The sequence below is a fragment of the Alloalcanivorax xenomutans genome (assembly GCF_032810065.1).
GTDB lineage: Bacteria > Pseudomonadota > Gammaproteobacteria > Pseudomonadales > Alcanivoracaceae > Alloalcanivorax > Alloalcanivorax xenomutans.
This window is the reverse complement of the sequence record NZ_CP136538.1, coordinates 952113-970520: the sequence shown is the minus strand read 5'-3', so window position 1 is coordinate 970520 and position 18408 is coordinate 952113. Positions and strand designations below refer to the sequence as shown.

At 61.4% G+C, this 18408-nt stretch carries 17 protein-coding genes; 5 read left to right on the top strand and 12 right to left on the bottom strand.

The features are described from left to right. Window position 1 precedes the first annotated feature (1 nt). The 5 genes from RYH70_RS04575 to RYH70_RS04555 form a co-directional block, all read right to left on the bottom strand. Window positions 2-1699, bottom strand: coding sequence for a putative porin (locus RYH70_RS04575; protein ID WP_317009837.1), 1698 nt, complete (start codon window positions 1697-1699; stop codon window positions 2-4). Window positions 1700-1760: 61 nt separating this feature from the next. Continuing rightward, entirely contained in the window at window positions 1761-2420 is a 660-nt protein-coding gene (locus RYH70_RS04570; protein WP_022994183.1) for an energy transducer TonB family protein, read from the bottom strand. 128 nt (window positions 2421-2548) lie between these two features. After that, a complete protein-coding gene (locus RYH70_RS04565) occupies window positions 2549-2974 on the bottom strand; it encodes an ExbD/TolR family protein (RefSeq protein WP_014993295.1) in 426 nt (141 codons plus the stop codon). Window positions 2975-2985: 11 nt separating this feature from the next. Beyond that, a complete protein-coding gene (locus tag RYH70_RS04560; protein ID WP_317009836.1) occupies window positions 2986-4878 on the bottom strand; it encodes a DUF2341 domain-containing protein in 1893 nt (630 codons plus the stop codon). A 59-nt stretch (window positions 4879-4937) separates the two neighbouring features. Further along, on the bottom strand, window positions 4938-6521 hold the full coding sequence (locus tag RYH70_RS04555; RefSeq protein WP_394356128.1) for a ShlB/FhaC/HecB family hemolysin secretion/activation protein: 1584 nt from the start codon (window positions 6519-6521) through the stop codon (window positions 4938-4940). Window positions 6522-6933: 412 nt separating this feature from the next. On the opposite strand from RYH70_RS04555, the gene RYH70_RS04550 reads away from it, so the two are divergent. Next, window positions 6934-7260 (top strand): hypothetical protein, encoded by a 327-nt coding sequence (locus RYH70_RS04550; protein ID WP_031228131.1) that lies wholly within the window; start codon window positions 6934-6936, stop codon window positions 7258-7260. A gap of 63 nt (window positions 7261-7323) precedes the next feature. Continuing rightward, window positions 7324-8025: a 4'-phosphopantetheinyl transferase family protein gene (locus RYH70_RS04545; protein ID WP_116027676.1), complete on the top strand. Its 702-nt coding sequence runs from the start codon at window positions 7324-7326 to the stop codon at window positions 8023-8025. Between the two features lie 257 nt (window positions 8026-8282). On the opposite strand, the gene RYH70_RS04540 is transcribed toward RYH70_RS04545, so the two are convergent. The 4 genes from RYH70_RS04540 to RYH70_RS04525 all read right to left on the bottom strand — a co-directional run bounded on the left by RYH70_RS04540 (window position 8283) and on the right by RYH70_RS04525 (window position 13864). Further along, window positions 8283-10070, bottom strand: coding sequence for an acyl-CoA dehydrogenase C-terminal domain-containing protein (locus RYH70_RS04540; RefSeq protein ID WP_097058358.1), 1788 nt, complete (start codon window positions 10068-10070; stop codon window positions 8283-8285). A gap of 87 nt (window positions 10071-10157) precedes the next feature. Next, window positions 10158-10529, bottom strand: a complete 372-nt coding sequence (locus RYH70_RS04535) for a YbaN family protein (RefSeq protein ID WP_317009835.1) — start codon at window positions 10527-10529, stop codon at window positions 10158-10160. 192 nt (window positions 10530-10721) lie between these two features. Next, window positions 10722-11666 carry a transposase gene (locus RYH70_RS04530; RefSeq protein WP_317009834.1) on the bottom strand — a complete coding sequence of 315 codons (945 nt, stop codon included), beginning with the start codon at window positions 11664-11666 and terminating at the stop codon, window positions 10722-10724. 401 nt (window positions 11667-12067) lie between these two features. Further along, window positions 12068-13864 carry an acyl-CoA dehydrogenase C-terminal domain-containing protein gene (locus RYH70_RS04525; RefSeq protein WP_080530514.1) on the bottom strand — a complete coding sequence of 599 codons (1797 nt, stop codon included), beginning with the start codon at window positions 13862-13864 and terminating at the stop codon, window positions 12068-12070. Window positions 13865-14079: 215 nt separating this feature from the next. On the opposite strand from RYH70_RS04525, the gene RYH70_RS04520 reads away from it, so the two are divergent. Continuing rightward, entirely contained in the window at window positions 14080-14268 is a 189-nt protein-coding gene (locus tag RYH70_RS04520; protein ID WP_022993715.1) for a Trm112 family protein, read from the top strand. Between the two features lie 31 nt (window positions 14269-14299). Then, the gene (locus RYH70_RS04515; RefSeq protein ID WP_022993716.1) at window positions 14300-15310 is read left to right on the top strand and encodes a phospholipase A; all 1011 of its coding nucleotides are present in this window, start codon (window positions 14300-14302) and stop codon (window positions 15308-15310) included. A gap of 51 nt (window positions 15311-15361) precedes the next feature. Here RYH70_RS04515 and RYH70_RS04510 read toward each other — a convergent pair whose 3' ends face one another. Genes RYH70_RS04510 through RYH70_RS04500 form a run of 3 tightly spaced genes read right to left on the bottom strand, consistent with a single transcriptional unit; the run spans window position 15362 to window position 17878 of the window. Continuing rightward, window positions 15362-16705: a nicotinate phosphoribosyltransferase gene (locus tag RYH70_RS04510; protein ID WP_022993717.1), complete on the bottom strand. Its 1344-nt coding sequence runs from the start codon at window positions 16703-16705 to the stop codon at window positions 15362-15364. A 47-nt stretch (window positions 16706-16752) separates the two neighbouring features. Beyond that, complete coding sequence (locus RYH70_RS04505) at window positions 16753-17322, bottom strand: isochorismatase family protein (RefSeq protein ID WP_317009833.1); 570 nt, start codon at window positions 17320-17322, stop codon at window positions 16753-16755. A gap of 37 nt (window positions 17323-17359) precedes the next feature. Continuing rightward, window positions 17360-17878, bottom strand: a complete 519-nt coding sequence (locus RYH70_RS04500) for a macro domain-containing protein (protein ID WP_055099724.1) — start codon at window positions 17876-17878, stop codon at window positions 17360-17362. Between the two features lie 62 nt (window positions 17879-17940). On the opposite strand from RYH70_RS04500, the gene RYH70_RS04495 reads away from it, so the two are divergent. Next, complete coding sequence (locus RYH70_RS04495; protein ID WP_014993283.1) at window positions 17941-18399, top strand: LEA type 2 family protein; 459 nt, start codon at window positions 17941-17943, stop codon at window positions 18397-18399. Window positions 18400-18408 lie beyond the last annotated feature (9 nt).

Below are 18408 nucleotides of genomic sequence, written 5' to 3'. Positions count from 1 at the left end.
ATCAGAACCGGGCATTCAGTTCGAGTTGCAGGATGTCGATGGACAACGGCGGCCCATACACCTCTTCCGAACTCATCCAGCGGCCCTGGAAGTACAGCCGCTCGTTCAAGGCGTAAGCCGCGCCCAGGTAGTAGCCCTTGGCATTGGTGCCGCCGAGGTGGAAGGAAGAATCGTTGTAGGCATCCGGTAAAGCATCCGGCTCAATGTGTTTGTAGCCCAGGAAGGTCAGCCAGTCCCCCCTCCGGTCCAGCTTCAGGGAGGAACCGAAAGCAGCATGAACCATCCAGGCGGTTCGCCCACTTTCGAATTCGCCGTCTTCATCGAAGTTGTTGACGATCATGCCGGCGGCATTGCGCCACATGGCCTGTTCGGAATAGGCGTCGTTATAAATGATGTTGCCCGCCAACCTGAGTTTGTAATCACTGAAAACCCGTGTATCCCAGATCAGGTTCAGATCGAACAGCTGAAATTCCGAGGCCAACCCCAGGTATTGGGGCATTGAAGTGACGTCGGCATCCGGATTGGGTTGGATATCGCGCAGCCAGAACAGGGTATTCCCCTTCTGCATGAAGGTCGGCCGCGACCAATCCGTATCGCAGAACTGGTATGGGTCACTGTACAATTCACATTCGGAAGACCGCTGCCCTTGAATGTTATCAAAGTGGTAGTAGCCGATGGCCGCGGTCAGGCGCTCTTCCTGATTGAACACCCAGTTGGCGCCGACCTGCGCGCCGAACAGCCATTTGTCCTCACTATCACTTTTGTCCGGGCTGCTGGAAGGCCATGAGTCGGAGCTGTATTCCAGGGGAAAGGCGCCAATGGTGCCGAACATCGCGACGCGATCACCGACCCGAAGGTCCTTGAAACCGGCGGACACACCATCGAAACTCAGATCACCGGAGAACAGAATGTCGGTGGAGACGAAGGGGTTCTCCGCGCGCCCAGCGGTGAAGCGCCAAATCCCCGGAGCCCATTTCACCCACCCCTGATCCAGCCAGATGTCTTTTTTGCTGAGCCCGCCACCGAGCGTCTGGGTAGTGGAAACCGGGCCATTGCTGCTGCCCGTGGCCAATCTGACACCGGTGCTCCAGTTGCCCCCCAGATCCGCTTCCAAACCGAAACGGGCACGGAGCCGCAACAGGTTGGTGCGGTCTTCACGGGTGTTCATAAGGGGGGGAAAGTCACTAGCGATAGGCCCCAGATTGGTTTCAAACGGGCCATCTTCATTATATTTTTGGCCATCCACGAGTTGATCAATGTTATCCCCGGAAAAGAACCGGCTCTCATTACGTACCCGCACGTCACCAAACAGCTTCACCCGCGATACCCAGTCCGGGAAGGTATTCGGCGCCGCCCAGTTTTCCGCCTTGGCCTGGGCCATCACTTCCTGTTTGACTTCCTCGCGAATCTCGTCACGAACCACTTCCGGGATGTAGGGCACACGCACGTCCCCTTCCCGCACTTCGTGTTCGGGGCGGCGCTGGCTGGCGGTCTGGGCCTCCTGTCGCGCCTGCTGTAGCAAGGCGTTGGCCTGGGCATCGGTGATTACCCCCTGTTCCACCAGCAGCCGGATCAGGTGCACGGTGGTGCTGTTGCCCTCCGGCGCGGTGGATTCGGCGGGTGCCTGCGCCACGGCCGGGCCGCTCAAGGTCGCCGCCACGGCCAGCATCAGCAGCCACTGATTGCGCTTCATGTTCATTGCTTTATTGCTCCTGAAACGGTTCGTCTCGATTCTTGGGTCTGGTTGGTTTCGGTCCCGGTCAGCCCGGACGCCGCCCTTGCAAAGCCACTTTCACCGGCAATGTCATCGACTTCGGCGGCTTTTGATCCAGCGCCGGGATGGCACGCACGGCGGCGATCACTTTGTCGTCCGTATCCGGGTCACCACTGGACTTGAGTAATTGCACCCGGGTGATCTGACCGGCCTCGTTAAGCCAGAGATTGATCTGTATCCGGTAACTTAGATGACGGATCGACGGCTCCTCGCGCAGCGCCCGCTGAAAGGCGTAGGAGAGGTACTGGCCGTAGGTGGCGTTGCCGACCCGGCCGGTGCCGGAACCGGCCATGCCGCCACCACTGCCGGCGCCGATATTGAAAGCATCGGTACCGGCCTGAGCTTCACCATCGATCTGCATGGCCTCGGACAAATCATCCGACGGTGAAGGCGGTTCTTCCGGCGTCGGTTCTTCCACCGGCGTGGGTTCCGGCTCCGGCTCGACGATCTCCTCCGGTTCGGGTTCCGGCTCCGGCTCCTTCATTTCCTCTGGTTCCGGCTCCGGCGGCGGCGGAGGCAGCGGTACCAGCATCGGCTCCTGCGGCACCTGGCGGCGCACGCCGCTCATATCGTTGGCCCATTGCCAGATCAGCCAGCCCAGAACAATCAACACCACCGCGCCGACGGCCAGGCGTACATAGGTCATCGGCCCGCGCCGCGTTCGGGATGTCTTGCTCGCGGAAAGGGAATGCCGCTTGCCCGAGGCCGTTCCGGAATCCCGTGATTGAGGTGACTGCAACGACATGGTCTTTCCTGTTATCCGGTTATCATCGATCACTGTGGCGGCTTGCCGGTCACCAGACCGACCTGGTTGAGATCCAGACGCCGCAGCACATCCAGCACTTGCACCACTTTTTGGTATTGCACCGCGGCGTCCCCGCGCACGATCACCGGAAAGCCGGGGTTCATGGCTTTCTCGGTACGCAACCGGTCCTCCAGTTCAGCGAGCGTCACCGGGTAGGCATCGAGAAACACCTGTCCGTCGTTGTTCACCGAAATGGCCTTGGTCTTGGATTCGGACAGCGACACCGAGGAGCTGGCCTTGGGCAGATCCACCTTGATGCCCGCGATCTGCGCCGTGGCGGTGAGGATGAACATCACCAGCACCACCATGAGCACATCCACCAGCGGCGTGATATTGATGCCGTCCACCGGTCCGTCCATTTCATCGTCGTCCATCGAGGTTCTTACCGAAGCCATCGTTGCTCTCCTTACACCACCGGGCTTTGAGAGATGCCATGGCGCACGGCATGACCGGCCTGCGCCGGCTGCGGCGGCCGCTGCCCGGCGCCATGAATCTCGGCCAGGCGGGTGACGAATTCATCCAGGAACACGCGCATATCGGAGCTGATATCGCGGTTACGGCCGTTGATGCGGTTGTAGGCAAACAGCGCCGGGATCGCCACGAACAACCCCATGGCGGTGGCCAACAGGGCGGCGGCCATACCCGGCGCCACCGCGTTGATGTTCACGTCCCCGGCCATGGCGGTACCGAGAAACACCACCATGATGCCCATCACCGTACCCAGCAGGCCGATGTAGGGGCCGCCGGCGATGGCGTTGGAGAGCACACCGAGACGGGAACTCAGCTCGCGATTCTGCTGGGTACGAACGGCGTCCATGGAAGCGCGGATCGCTTCCAGGGTTTCCGAGGAAATGCTGGAAGTATCGGCGCCCTGGGCACGCCGCAGACGCAACTCATGCACCGCCACTTGGTACAACCGCCACAGCGATGAGTGCTCCAGTTCCCGCTCCAGCTCGGGGCTGTCCGCGAGTTTTTCCAGTTGCGTGCCGACCTGGGCGAACTCGGCGCGGAAACGGCCATTGGCCTCGTCCACCCGGCGGGTATGGCGGAACTTCCGGTACATGACGAACCAGGTCTGGATCATCATGATCACCAGAATCCCAATGATGACCCAGGCGTCGATAGGTACCGCGCTCAGCAAGAAGCCGAGCGCGCCGAAGCCGAAGCCGGACTGTTCTTCGTCGACGCCGAACACCACCAACCGCGACTCGGAGCCCTGGGCCTGGTAATCCGCCATCAACAGAGACGCCGGCCGGGCCTGCTTGGAAATCCGCACTTCATCCAGAGCGCCATTGAAGTGGCGGGACGGCACCGCTGCCGGTGTGGTGGTAGCGACATCCTCCCCTTCACTCGCGGTTTCTTCCGCAACGGGCGCGGCGGGCGCGTAACCCGGAATATCGCCCCCCAAGGCGATGGCGGTGGCCAGCGGCGGCAGTGCCACCGGCAAGCTGCTGATCTGGCGGCCATTCACGTACAACGCCACTTGCTGCCCATCGGCGGTCACCGCCAGATGCTGCCACTGACCGGATGCCAGCGGTTGCGCTGGCGCCGTTCTCTGACCATTGACCTCAACGAAGGGCTGGCCGGCGTTGATACCGATCAACAGCGAATTACCGGCGTCACGGCGGGCATAGATCAACTGTTCATTGGCATTCTGATCGGCACGCACCCAGGCGCTGAAGGAAAACTGACCGGCGGCGGGCGTCGCCAGGGACGGCGCGGCTTCCACCATCAGCGGTTCGCCACCGGCAAAGGCGGCGGCCTGGCCGATCACCCCGGTGACGCTTTGCGCCACGGTGTTACTGGAATTGTTGCCGTAGGCGGTGGCGTCACGGGCGGGTGCGCCGGGCGCCTGGTCAAAGTGATAGACCAGGGTGTAATCGGCGTCGAACACCGCCTGACCGTTGCTGGTGGCCGGCGCGTCGGGATTGCCGTAGTACATCCAGATATCCTGGCTGGACCCGGCTTCCAGCGCCGGCACATCCACCCAGATGTAGGCCACGCCCAACAGCGCGTCGAAACTTTCAATCTGGTGATTGAGAACGGTCTGATCGTCCGCCGCCACAAAGCGCAGATCCGAGCCGTTTTCCTGGACGTCCTGAAAACTGAAATTGCCGGTATGCAGACGTACCAGCAGCGGCACCCGGCCGACCCGCTGATCGATGGCCGCGCCCTGGGGCGAGGTATCGATGGTGATTTGCTTGCGGTAACTCCAATCGTCTTGCCACCAGGCATGGGCCAGGGTGGGCAACAGCGCACCCAGGCAGGATATGAGAAAAATCAGCAGGCGTTGTTGCATGATCAGACACTCCGAAAAACAAGCTGTTTGGTCGCCCTTGGGGACGTCCTTGGTTCTGTTCAGAAACTGGCGGTAATACTGAAATGCAATCTGGGGTCGTATTTTTCCGTGTTTTCCGCGTCGGTAAGCGGGTACCCCAGATCCAGCCGTCCGCTCAACCAGGCACCGATCTCCGCCCGCAGCCCAACGCCGACACTGGCCAGGTCGAATTCATCGTCCTGCTCCGGCAATGGGTTTTGCAGTGTCAGATGGGCGCCTTCACCGAAGACATGGGCGCGCACCAGACTCCAGGGCGACCCCAGCCACTCGGCGATGGAAGGTGTGCGCAGCTCAATACTGGCCAGCACACCGTCGTCGGCGGATTGCTCCGCGGACAGATAACCCCGAACCGTGCCGGCGCCCCCCACCGCGAACTGCTCGTTGGAAACCAGGGAGCCGGACGCCATCTGCGCGCTTAGTTTTGTCGCCAGCCCCCACTCGCCCAGCAGCCTCTCGTTGCTGGCCTCGGCCCTGATCACGGCGAAATCCGGTTTGGCCCGGTACCGTTTGTAATCGAACTCTTCCCAGCCGCTGCTGTTGCCGGGGAACTCATTGGTGGCGGTAACCAGGGTCAGATTGATCGAGCCCTGATTTTTTTCGGTGTAGTAGTAGCCGTTATAGCCAAAGGTAAAAGGCGCGTATTTCAGGGGGATGGTGTCCTCGGCGTCACCGAATTCCAGCGACTCATCGAAGTCCTTGAAATCAACGCCGAGGGAGAGGGAATGCCCCCAGGTGCCGTCGAACGGAATGTTGTAGGTGGCGGAAACACCGTAGGATTGTCCTTGCCCCAACACGCTGGTGCCGCCCACGGTATTGACGTCACTGTCGGAGGTATAACCGGAGAAGCGCAGGGACCAGCGCTCGGACAGCGGCATGCCGTAACTCAACGACCAAACCTCGGCGTTATCGGTATTCTCCGGAGCGGTGAACAGGGTCAGGGACATGCTGTGTCCCCGTTGCCACAAGTTGGAGTGCCCGAGGGTGGCGATGGTACGCAGTTTTTCGGTGTCGGCGCTGTAATCGTTGTTCAAGGTCAGGCTGCCGTTCCAGGGCGTCTGATCCTCCACGGCCAGGTCCACATCCATGGTGCCGGGAATGGCGCCTTCCTTGACCACCGGCATTACCTGCCGCTTGCCGGTGCGGTTCACCTTGGTCAAATCTTCCTGCACCAGTTCGAAATTGGGCACCACGCCTTCCCGCAGTGCCGTCACTTCCTCGCGGATTTTCAGCGGGGAGTGGTACTCGGCGCCGACCACGCGCACCCGCCCCACGGTGACTTCGATCACCTGGAGATAGACCACGCCGCCACTGACCCGCTGCTCCGGCAACTCCACATAAACGGATTGATACCCTTTGTCCTGATATACTTTTTGCAGAGCTTTTTGCGCGCTCTGGATGTCTTCCAGGCTTCGTTCCGGCCCGAGAAAGGGGTACACCGCCTTCTCGATGTCACGCGCTTCCAAAACCGTGTTACCACGCACGATGTACTCATTGATGGTCACCGTTCCCGGCGCCTCCGCCGGCGCCTCTGTACGATCCTCATGGCCGGTGGCGTCTTGTTGAGCATGAAGTGACGATGTCAAAGTCATGGCTGCCACGAACATTCCCCCCAAAAACCAGGCCATTCCACTCATTCTGTTGGCGTCACGCATTGACTCGACTCTGCAAACACATACATGGACCGGTGGCCAGCATCACCGTGGACAACTCTGGTAACCACGAACCACAACCCCGAAACACACCGCGGCAAATACGGTGATCCAGTTAACACTCTCTAGATGGCGGGAGTCCGTCGGAACCGAACCGTTGTCACCAAAAATTCACGGAAAGACCGCGTTGCTACAGCAAAAAGGTGGCTAGTCGAAGGCGCTTGACCGATGCCGGGACAGCGTCAGAACAGGGCTGGAGGGAAATAGCGAGGGCCAGAGTGGCTCGTCATGAAAAATTCACTGAAAAACCACCGCGTTTTCATTCTCCTGGCAGCGGACACTCTCACCGATCAAAAACGGAAACGACATGAAGCACTGGATAGGCATGGGATGGCTGGTACTGATGGCGCCAGCGCTACACGCGGCGGAAGCGCCCGCGTCCGAGGCCGATGAGCCTTCCTGTGTGGAAGTGGAGGTGAACGGCCATCGCGCCCTGCCCTACGACTGCCTGCAGCGGAAGATGATGCCGGCGGCCGTTCCCGAGGCGGCCAAACGGGATAATCCGGCGCTGGACTCCGCTGACGTCACCCGCCTGCCGCCCAACCGGACCGGACAGTTCAATCAGTCGGCATTGCGCAATCGTATGGGTAACGCGCTGGGAAGTGGCGTCAAGCCGCAACGCCCGCCGCGTTGAGCCGGACTTGCCGACATCGCGGGCAGACGCCAGTATAAAGACCCCGTCAGCGAGCACCGCGTTATGCCCGAATCCGTGTCCAGCCTGGACCCTATTCAACTAGAGCACTGGGAAGAGGGCCTGTGTCTGGCCAGCGGCGGCTATTATCCGGAACGGACCCGGTTGGAAGATTTTGAACATCAGGCAGTGCCGCTGCCGGCGTCCTTGCAAGGCGCGGTGGAGAAGCGTTTGGCCGAATATCTGGCGGGGCGATGCTGCGCCAGAGCCGCCATCGAGGCCATCACCCGAGAACCCGCCTTGCCCGGCTACGGGGAGGACCGGGCACCGGTTTGGCCACAGGCGGTATGCGGGGCCATCACCCACGCCCAGGGCCGGGCGGCGGCATTAGTGGCCGATCGAAGGCGTTGGCGTGGCGTCGGCCTGGACGCGGAAGCGTGGATCGCCCCGCAACGGGCGCTGAAACTGCGCGAGCAGTTGCTGACGGAGGCGGAGATCGAGGCGCTGTCGGATCTGGATCAGGAACAACAGGCGCGCCGCGTTTCTCTCACTTTCTCGGTGAAGGAGGCGCTGTTCAAAGCACTTTATCCGCTCACCGGCCAACGCTTTTATTTCCAGGACGCGGCTCTGCTGGATGACCATCGCATCGTGTTGCGCACTACGCTATCGGATGAGTGGCGCACCGGAGTGGCGCTGGATTATCAATGGCGGGAACAAAACGGCGGAGTGCTCAGCTGGATTCTGGTGGCACGGAGCGGCGGGGAATGACTTCAGAGGTCGCTACAGGGGGTCCTGTAGGAGCCGGGCGGCGGGCCGCTTGCCCTGCTGGCGAATAGGCTCCATGTTGGGACATTCGCTTGCAGGCAAGCTCCCACAGCGGCTTCGTAGCATGATCTGTGGGAGCCAGCCTGCTGGCGAATCCCGGCCCTCCAGCGCTGGCACATTCGGCCTGCGGGCAAGCGGCCCGCCGCCCGGCTCTACAGCGGCTTCGTGACCTTGTCTGTGGCAAGCCCCACTTTAGCCGCTTAAAACAAATCGGCGTCCAGGCTCATCATGGTTTCCGCACCGGCCTTCAATTGCCGCGCCAGGGCTTCGCTGCGCGGCAGCAGACGCTCGAAGTAAAACCGTCCGGTGATCATCTTGGCGCGGCCGAAGTCGTCATCACGCCCGGCGGCATTGACCATCATCATCGCCCACAGCCAAGCGTAGGTGACGTAACCGAACAGGTCCAGGTACTCCACCGCCCCGGCATTGACCGCATCCGGATTATCACCCGCCTGACGCAGCAATTCCTCGGTGGCTACCTGCAGACGATCCACGGCGGCGACCAGCGGCTCGCGCACGCCGTCCAGGCCTGCTTCCTGGCCATTTTCCTCGATCCAGTGGCGCACTTCCGCCAGGAACGACTCCACATAACGACCACCGTTACGGGTCACTTTACGGCCGGCCAGATCCAGCGCCTGAATGCCGTTGGTGCCCTCATAGATTTGCGAGATACGGCAATCGCGCACGAACTGCTCCATACCCCACTCACGAATGTAACCGTGACCGCCAAACACCTGCTGCCCCAGCACCGTGGTTTCGAAACCGCGATCAGTGAAGAACGCTTTCGCCACCGGCGTCAGCAGCGCCACGCGATCCGCCGCCTTGCTGCGCACTTCCTCGTCCTCGGAGAACTTCACCAGATCCAGTTGGATACCAACGTATGCGGACAAGGCACGGCCGCCTTCATTGAGGGCACGCATGGTCATCAGCATACGGCGCACATCGCCATGCACGATGATCGGGTCGGCGGCGCCATCCGGATTGGCGGCACCGGTGGCGGCACGCCCCTGGATACGCTCACGGGCGTAATCCACCGCGCTCTGGTAGCTGGCTTCGCCCAGTCCCAGCCCCTGGATACCGATGGACAGACGCTCGTAGTTCATCATGGTGAACATACAGGCCAGCCCCTGATTGATTTCGCCGACCAGCCAACCCTTGGCGCTGTCGAAGTTCATCACGCAGGTGGCGGAACCTTTGATTCCCATCTTGTGCTCGATGGAGCCGGCGGCGACGCCATTGCGTTCGCCAGCTTCCTTGCCACTGACAGGGTCGGCTTCCGGCAGGAATTTCGGCACCAGGAACAGGGAGATGCCCTTGGAACCGGCCGGGGCGTCCGGCAGTTTCGCCAGCACCAGATGGATGATGTTATCCACCATGTCGTGCTCGCCGCCGGTAATGAAAATCTTGGTCCCGCTGATCTGATAAGAGCCGTCGTCCTGAGGCACCGCCTTGGTGCGCAGAATGCCCAGGTCAGTACCGCAATGCGGTTCGGTCAAACACATGGTGCCGGCCCATTCGCCGCTGTACAGCTTGGGCAGGTAAGCCTGTTTCAGCTCGTCGCTGGCGTGGGCATCCAGACACAGGGTGGCGCCATTGGTCAGCGCCGGGTACAGCGCGAAGGAGGAATTGGCGCTGTGCATCATTTCCTCGAACAGCACCGCCAGGGACTTCGGCATGCCCTGCCCGCCGAATTCCGGATTGCCGGAGAACGCGGTCCAGCCGTTTTCGGCGTAGGTTTTGAACGCTTCCTTGAAGCCTTTCGGCGTGGTGACGACACCGTCCTCGAAGTGACAGCCTTCCTCGTCACCGTTACGGTTCAGCGGAAACAGCAGGTTCTCCACCATCTTGCCGGCTTCTTCGAGCACGGCGTCGGAAAGATCGCGGGTCACTTCGGAGATAGGAGGCAAGGAAGACCAGAGGTGTTCCGCCTGAAACACGTCGTTAAGCACAAAACGCATGTCTTCCAAAGGAGCCTTGTAGATCGCCATGGTCTGTCTCCCAATTGCTGACCGTGTGAAAGGCGGTCAGTTTAGCCACGACGCCGGTGCGGTAAACGATTATTTGTGACTCCCCATTCATTCGTGACCGCCCGGTTCCGGCCGTTTCCACAGCCAGATCAGGGTCACGCTGAGGAAGGCCGGCACGCTGATTTTCACCAGCAAAGGCGCCGCCGACAGCGTGATCAGCAGCACGCTCAGTGCCATCATCAGAGTCGCCGCGACCTTGGCGCGACGGGATACCGCGCCATGTTCACGCCACTGCCGGATCGAAAAGCCGTAGCGGGGGTGATTGAGCAGCCAGTGCTCCAGACGCGGCCAACCGTGCGTGCCGGCCCAGGCCGCCAGCAACAGAAACGGCACCGTGGGCAGACCAGGCATCACCACGCCGATCATGCCCAGCACCAGAGTCAGCAAGGCCAGTGTTCGCCACAACAGAATCTTGATCATGGCGGGCATTACAGCATGAGCCGGGGAGCTTGTCTGCGTCGATCCGGGCGCATGGCGTTAGGCCAAATTTAGAAGGAAACACGATTTCCCTCCATCAGGGACGCGGATCGGCAAGCACAGGTGTTTTTCTGGTCTTGGAGACTTAAGTAGCTACAAAGCTGCTGTGGGAGATTCTATGGTGCCCTGCAATGCTTAGAAGAGCTTTGCGGGGCAATATTCTTGTTGCTGCTTCATCAGGGCGAAGGCGGTGCGAGCGATCTTCCGGGCCAGGATCACCAAGGCTTGCGTGGTGTGCAGTCCCCGGTCCCGATAGCGCTGATAGAAGGCGCGCCAGACAGGGTGTCGAGACGCACTCATGGCGGCACAGTGCAGCAGTCGCCTGACCTCCGTATCCCCTTGCTTGGTCAGCTTACGCTTGCCTGTGAGTTTGCCGGAGTCGCGGACTCGGACATCCAGCCCCAGGAAGGCAACGAAAGCATCGCTGTTCTTGAAGTCCCCTCTCAGGAAGGCCATGACCAAGGCGGTGGCGGTGATCTCGCCGACCCCGTCGATCGCGTCGCAGCGTTGGACCTGAGTCTGTAAGCCGGCGGCGCTCACCGCGCTCTTGAGCCGTTTCTGGATCAGAGAGTCAATCCGGTCCATTTTGGCGATCAGGGCACGCAGAGGGGCCTTGAGCTCCGGTTCTCCGCTCAGGCTCTGACGTAATGCCGTGCGGGCCTTAACCAAGGCGGCCCGGCGACGCAGCAGGCTCTGCAGCATCCGGTACGCCTTTGGGGGCGGGCTCCACGGGCGTAACTCGTCTTTCTCCTTGTGCAGATGGCGGGCCAGCAACTGGGCATCGGCCAGATCCGTCTTGGCCCGCCCTCCAACGCCTTTGCGGTAGTGACTGAGGCGGTAGCCGTCCACCACATAGACCCGATGCCCCTTGGCGTGTGCGCGCTCGGTAATGTCCATGTGATAGGTGCTGGTCGCCTCAATGGCGATATCGCAGCCCTCAGGGAGGGTGGCCAGCCATTGGCGGATGGCTTGGGGCGTATTGTCGATGGTGAGGGTTTGGTTCAGGTCCTGATGGTGGATCACCAGGTTGTCTTTCGCAGCGTCGATCCCGATCTCCGGGCGGCTTGCCGGCATTGCCATGGGGCTCCCCTGTCAGCTAGGTTAAATGGGCTTGTCGGGGCGCACCGTCACGCTGGCTTGCAGAGTATCGTCGGTCTGAGTGCGCGCTCAGCCGATGGATTCCTTATCGGCGTTTGAAGGTGCGGGGTGGGGCCATATCTCCCACAGTCTGTACCCTAGGGTCAGAAGCTTGCCTGGTCCCTCCACCCCGACAAGTCTTCTCCTTCTAAGACTTGCCGGGAAACCATACAAGCTTGCCTGCAAGCGAATGGGGCTCGCTCGGGCGGTTTGTAATATTCGCTTGCAGGCAAGCTCCCACAGCGGGTCTGTACGGAGGACTTCCGGACCCCGGTTGTCCCGCGATGAATCAAAAAAAGCCCGCCATTGAGGCGGGCTTTTTCGGGGTTACAGCGAGTCCGAAATCAGAACGCGAAGTGCTCGGCGTCCAGATCCATCATGCTGTCCACGCCGCCTTCGATGGCGCCTTTGTGACCGGCGGTGCGCGGCAGGATGCGCTTGAAGTAAAAACGCGCGGTCTTGATCTTGGCGTTGTAGAACGCCTCGTCACCAGCACCGGCGGCCAGCTGTTCCTGGGCCTTGGCGGCCATCAGCGCCCACAGGTAGGCCAGGGTCACATAGCCGGAGTACATCAGGTAGTCGACAGCGGCGCCGCCGGCGTATTCCGGGTTCTGCATGGCCTGCAGGCCAATCGCCTGGGTCAGCTCGCCCCACTCTCGGTTATAACCGGCCAGCGGTTCGATGAACTCCTTCAGATCAGCGTTATCGGCGTTGGCTTCACAGAACTTGTGCACGATCTTGGTGAAGTTGCGCAGCGCCTTGCCCTGGGTCATCAGCACTTTACGGCCCAGCAGGTCGAGCGCCTGGATACCGGTGGTGCCTTCGTACAGGGTGGAGATGCGCGCGTCACGCACGTTCTGCTCCATGCCCCATTCGCGGATGAAACCGTGACCACCGTAGATCTGCACGCCGTGGTTGGCCGCTTCCAGACCCGCTTCGGTAACGAACGCCTTGGCGATCGGGGTGAGCAGCGCCATCAGTTCGTGGGCTTCTTCCCGCTCTTCCTCGGTTTTGCCCAGTTTCACGCTGTCGCCCAATTGCGCGCACAGGTACACCAGGGCACGGCCGCCTTCGGCGAACGCCTTGCTGGTCAGCAGCATACGGCGCACGTCCGGATGCACGATGATCGGGTCCGCCGGACCGTCCGGGTTTTTCGGCCCGCTCAGGCTGCGCATGGCGAGGCGGTCCTTGGCGTAGGTCAGACCGCCCTGGAAGCCCAGCTCGGCGTGGGCCACGCCCTGAATGGCGGTACCCAGACGGGCGAAGTTCATAAAGGTGAACATGCAGTTCAGGCCTTTGTTCTCCGGACCGATCAGATAGCCGGTGGCGCCGTCGAAGTTCATCACACAGGTGGCGGAAGCCTTGATGCCCATCTTGTGCTCGATGGAGCCGCAGGCCACCGCGTTACGCTCGCCCACACCGCCATTACCATCGGTAAGGAACTTCGGCACGATGAACAGGGAAATGCCCTTGGTGCCTTTCGGCGCGTCCGGCAGGCGGGCCAGCACGATGTGGACGATGTTCTCGGCCATGTCGTGTTCGCCGGCGGAGATGAAGATCTTGGTGCCGGTGATTTTGTAGGAGCCATCGGCCTGGGGCTCAGCCTTGCTTTTCAGGATACCCAGGTCGGAACCGCAGTGCGGCTCGGTCAGACACATGGTGCCGGTCCATTCACCGCTGGTCAGCTTCGGCAGATAGGCCTGCTTCTGTTCGTCGGTGCCATGGGCCTCGATGGTGGCCACGGCGCCGTGGGACAGGCCCGGGTACATGCTCCAGGACCAGTTGGCGGTGCCGGTCATTTCAGAGATGGCGATACTGGCGGAACCGGGCAGGCCCTGACCACCGAATTCCGGATCACCGCCCATGGCCGGCCAGCCGCCTTCCACGTACTTGGCGTAGGCTTCCTTGAAGCCTTGCGGGGTGGTGACCACGCCGTCCTCGAAGTGGCAGCCTTCCTCGTCACCGGAACGGTTCAGCGGTGCCAGTTCGTTTTCCGCGAACTTGGCCCCTTCCTCCAGGAAGGCGTTGAGCAGTTCGCTATTCACTTCTTCCAGGCCCAGCTTGGCGTAGTGGGCATCCAGGTCCAGCACCTCGTTGAGAACGAAGCGCATGTCGCGCAAAGGGACTTTATACTCAGGCATGTCAGGTCTCCCTGAAAACGGTCTGTCTGGGGTTCCGAGCGGGCACGCCCAAGGGCGCCGCCGTCATTGAAGGGCCACAATCTTAGGTGAGGGTGTCATCAGTGCCCACCTCTATTTGTGACCCATAAGTCAAACGACTGTTTGAATTCGCGCACGGGACCCCGAGGGCTGGTATAGTCGGCCCCGGACCATCATGACGATGAGGTATCAAGGCGATGATCGATCCCAATCTGCTCGACATTCTGGTGTGCCCGGTCAGCAAGGCTCCGCTGATCCTGGATGAGAAGGCCGGCGAGCTGAAATGCAAGGCCAGCGGTCTGGCCTACCCGATACGGGATGGCATCCCGGTGATGCTGGAAGAAGAAGCCCGCACCATGAGCAACGAGGAATTGAAAGGTCTTTGAGTTTGGCCATCACCACCAACGAGGATGGGGTATGAAGCGCATTTTGCTGGCTTGTCTGCTGTGTGGCCCGCTGATGGCCCAGGCGCAGGAAAGCACGGAAGCCACCGAGGCCGCCGCCCGGGCCGAGGCGAAGCGTAATGAGTGTTTGTTGCGCGGTGTTCAGCAAGGCGACCGCGCCGTCACCCTGGAAGAGCTGCGCCGCTGGTGCGATCCGGAGCAGCAGCAACGTAGTGCCCATGAGGATGCGCTGCGCGGCCGGCTGGCGCTGGAGCGTTCTTCCCTGAACAATCCCTTCGCCATCACGCCGCATCGCCGTAACTACCTGATGCCCTACTCCTATTGGTCAAATCCCCAGTGGAACGATCCGGACCGGGAAGACGACGACCTGGACTCCGAGGAAATCAAATTCCAGCTGTCCCTGAAGGCACCGCTGTACGACGACTTCTGGAACGGCAGCACGCTGTACATGGCCTTCACCGGCACCTTTTTCTGGCAGGCCTACAACAGCAATCAATCCAGTCCGTTCCGGGAAATCAACTACGCGCCGGAGATTTTTCTGGCCAAACCCATGGACTGGAAACTGGGGCCGGTTCGTACCGAGCTGATGGCCTTTGGCTTCATTCATGAATCCAACGGCCGCGACGTGCCCGCTTCCCGCAGTTGGAACCGCGTTTACCTGCGGCACATTTCCCAGATTGGCTCCTATTACGTCTCGGTGATGCCCTGGTACCGGATTCCCGAAGACAAGAAAAAGGATCCGCTGCAAACCAGTGGCGACGACAATCCGGACATCGAAAAATACATGGGGCATTTCCAGTTGGAAGTGGCGCGCCCGTTCGGCAACCACGTGCTGGAACTGATGGTCCGCAACAACCTGCGCTCCGACAATAAAGGCGCCGGCGAAATCTCTTATTCCTTCCCGATCAACAAGCGCTTCAAAGGGCTGGTGCAGGTGTTTTCCGGCTATGGCGATTCGCTGATCAACTATGACGACTACGAGAACCGTTTCAGCCTCGGCATTTTGCTGACCGATACGCTGTGACGCGGCCGCGCGAACGCACGGTGGGCGGATCGCAATCCGCCCAGCGCCGTTTCAATCCGCCAGCCGCGCCAGAGTATCCCGGCGCAGGGTTTCCAGAGACTCGCTAAAACGTACCGGATAAGGGGCGTGCGGTGTCAAACCGCGCAGCGCCGTCGGCAGGGATTGTCGCTCCCGGCTCAATCGTTCTCGGGCCTGATCCGGATCCGGCGACGGCAACACCGGCCGGCCATCACGGATCACTTCCCGCAACAACGGCTCGCCATCGCGTGCCTCATCGATACCGGTGATCTCGTCACCGGCCAGCATGCCGCTCGCATCGTGATGGCGCCATACCTGTTTGGCGCCGGGATAGACCGGCTTGCCCGGTGCGTTCTTGAGCCGGGGCTCGCCGCCGTACTCGGTGAGCTTGTAGGCGAAATCCAGAGAGGGCGCGTCGGCCACCGAACCCATTTCCGTGCCCACCCCGAAGCCGTCCATGGGGGCGCCATCAGCCACCAGCTTCGCCACTTTCCATTCGTCCAGGCCACCGCTGACGACAATACGTATGCCGCTCAGTCCGGCGTCATCCAGCCGCCGGCGCGCCGCTTTCGCCAAGGCACCCAGGTCTCCGGAATCGATTCGAATGGCGCCGACCTCGATGCCTTCCTCCCGTACCAGGCCGATCACCTTGTCCACCGCGGCCAGAGTGTCGTAGGTGTCCACCAGCAGCGTGGTTCCCGGATACAGCCGCGCGTATTCGAGAAAGGCCTGCCGTTCGTCCCCCACCGCCTGAATGTAAGAATGCGCCATGGTGCCCTGGGCCGGCAGATCAAAGTCCCGCGACGCCAGCACATTGCTGGTGCCACTGATGCCCGCTACCCGGTAGGCGCGCACACCGCGCCAGGCCGCTTCCAGGCCATGCATGCGACGCATGCCGAAATCCATCACCGGCCGTCCGCCGGCGGCATCCACTACCCGGGAAGCCTTGGAGGCCAGCAGTGTCTCCAGGTTGATGTAATTCATCAGCAGGCTTTCCAGCAGCTGCCCCTGGATCACTGGCGCCCGCACCTCCAGTACCGGTTCGTGGGGAAAGACGAGGGTGCCCTCCGGCACCGTGCGGATCTCCCCGGTAAAGCGAAAACCGGCCAACCAGTCCAGAAATTCCGGTTGGAATTGCTTCAATTCCGCCAGGCGGGCCACTTGCTCCGCGGGAAAGCGCAGTTCACTGACCAGGTGGGCGGCGTACTCCTGACCACAGGCCACGGCATACTGGCGTTGCTCGGGCAGTACACGGAAAAACAGGCTGAAAATGGCTTCGTCGTTGCGCTGCTGACGCCAGTAAGCCTGCGCCATGGTCAGTTCATAGAGATCCGTGAGCAGACACAACGCGTCTCGGTCCGGCCAAATGGCGGTCATCAGACTTCCTCATGCAGTGTGCAGTGCTGTGGCCAGGCAGATTGGTTTCACTGTCCGGCGATGAGTATCACCCCGGCTTCCCGCAATGCCCGGTGGCACTCCTGCTGCCGATCGGCGAATACCGGCCGGGTGGCGGCCAGTAGCAAATGAGTGACCAAACCGTGGCGGCGGGCATCCAGAGCGGTATGGTAAACACAAACGTCTTCCGCCAGACCACCCAGCCACAAGCGGCGCACCCGGCGGCGGCGCAACCAGTGGGCCAGGCCGGTACCGTCAAAGGCGGAATAGGCATCCCGTTCGAAATGGCCCCCTTTGCTTACCCGCACCGCCTTATCCGGAATCCGCAGTTCCGGGTGAAAGGCGGCGCCCCAGCTGTCCTGCACGCAGTGTACCGGCCACGGCCCACCACGAGTATGAAACGAAACATGGTCCACCGGATGCCAGTCCCGCGACAGAATCACCGGCAGATTGGCGTCGGAGGCCGTGCCGATCCAGTGATTAAGGACCGGCACCACCGCGTGGCCGTCACCCACCGGCAGAGCGCCGCCGGGGCAGAAGTCGTTCTGCACATCCACCACCAGCAGGGCGTCTCCGGCGCGCATTGATGTGCCTGTCATGACTTACCTCCTTTTCCGGCTAACACGGACGCCAGGATCAGCCGGCCTCCAGCTCATCCAGCACCCGCCGATGCACTTCGCCCGCGGACGGATCAAACAATACGAAACGCACCTGTTGCAGCGATGATCGCTGCCCGGTCACCGCCCGTACCGTTCGCAGCGCCACCCGGGCGGCCTCTTCCATCGGATAGCCGAAGACCCCGGTGGAGATGGCCGGGAACGCCACCGAGGCCAGCTCACGGGACGCCGCCAGTTCCAGGGCATTACGGTAGCAGTCGGCCAGTAATCGGGCGGACGGCTGGTCCAGTTGGTAAACCGGTCCCAGGCAATGGATCACATACCGATTGGGAAGGTCAAACCCTTCGGTAATCACCGCCTCTCCGGGGCGGATCGGGGCCAGAGGCGCGCAGGCCCGGGCCAGTTCCGGCCCGGCGGCGCGGTGAATGGCACCGGCCACACCTCCACCGGGTTTCAACTCCCGATTGGCGGCGTTGACGATAGCGTCCATGTCCGCTTGTCGGGTAATGTCTCCCACGGTAATTTCCAAGGAAGTCATGGTGACGTCCTCCCGATCGGTGTTTGATGTCCTCATGCTGCTGCTCATCAGGGAGCCTGTAAATGCGTTTTGCCGTTGTTATTTTCGCCCTGCTGCTGTCCGCCTGCCAGACCCTGAGCGGTCTGGAAAAACCGGAAGTGTCGTTGTCCTCGGTACAACTGGAACAAGTCAGTGTGTTCGAGCAGCAATGGCATCTGGTGTTGCGAGTACGCAATCCCAATGACCGGGAACTGACCCTCAACAGCCTCGACTATGAAGTGTTTTTCAACGGCGAGCGCTTCGCTCGCGGCCTGACGGGAGAACGCGTCACCTTGCCGGCCATGGGCGATGCCCTGGTCAGCACCCGCATCACCACCACCCTGCTGGGGACGTTACAGCAACTGCAAGGCCTGCAGCGGCTGGACGAGCCGCTGGACTATGAGATCAAGGGCAAAGCCCGGGTGGCCGGTGTCGGCTTCCCGTTGCATTTCGACCGCAAAGGCCAGTTCACCCTGCCCGATACCTTGCCACGGGCACGCTGATCATGGCCG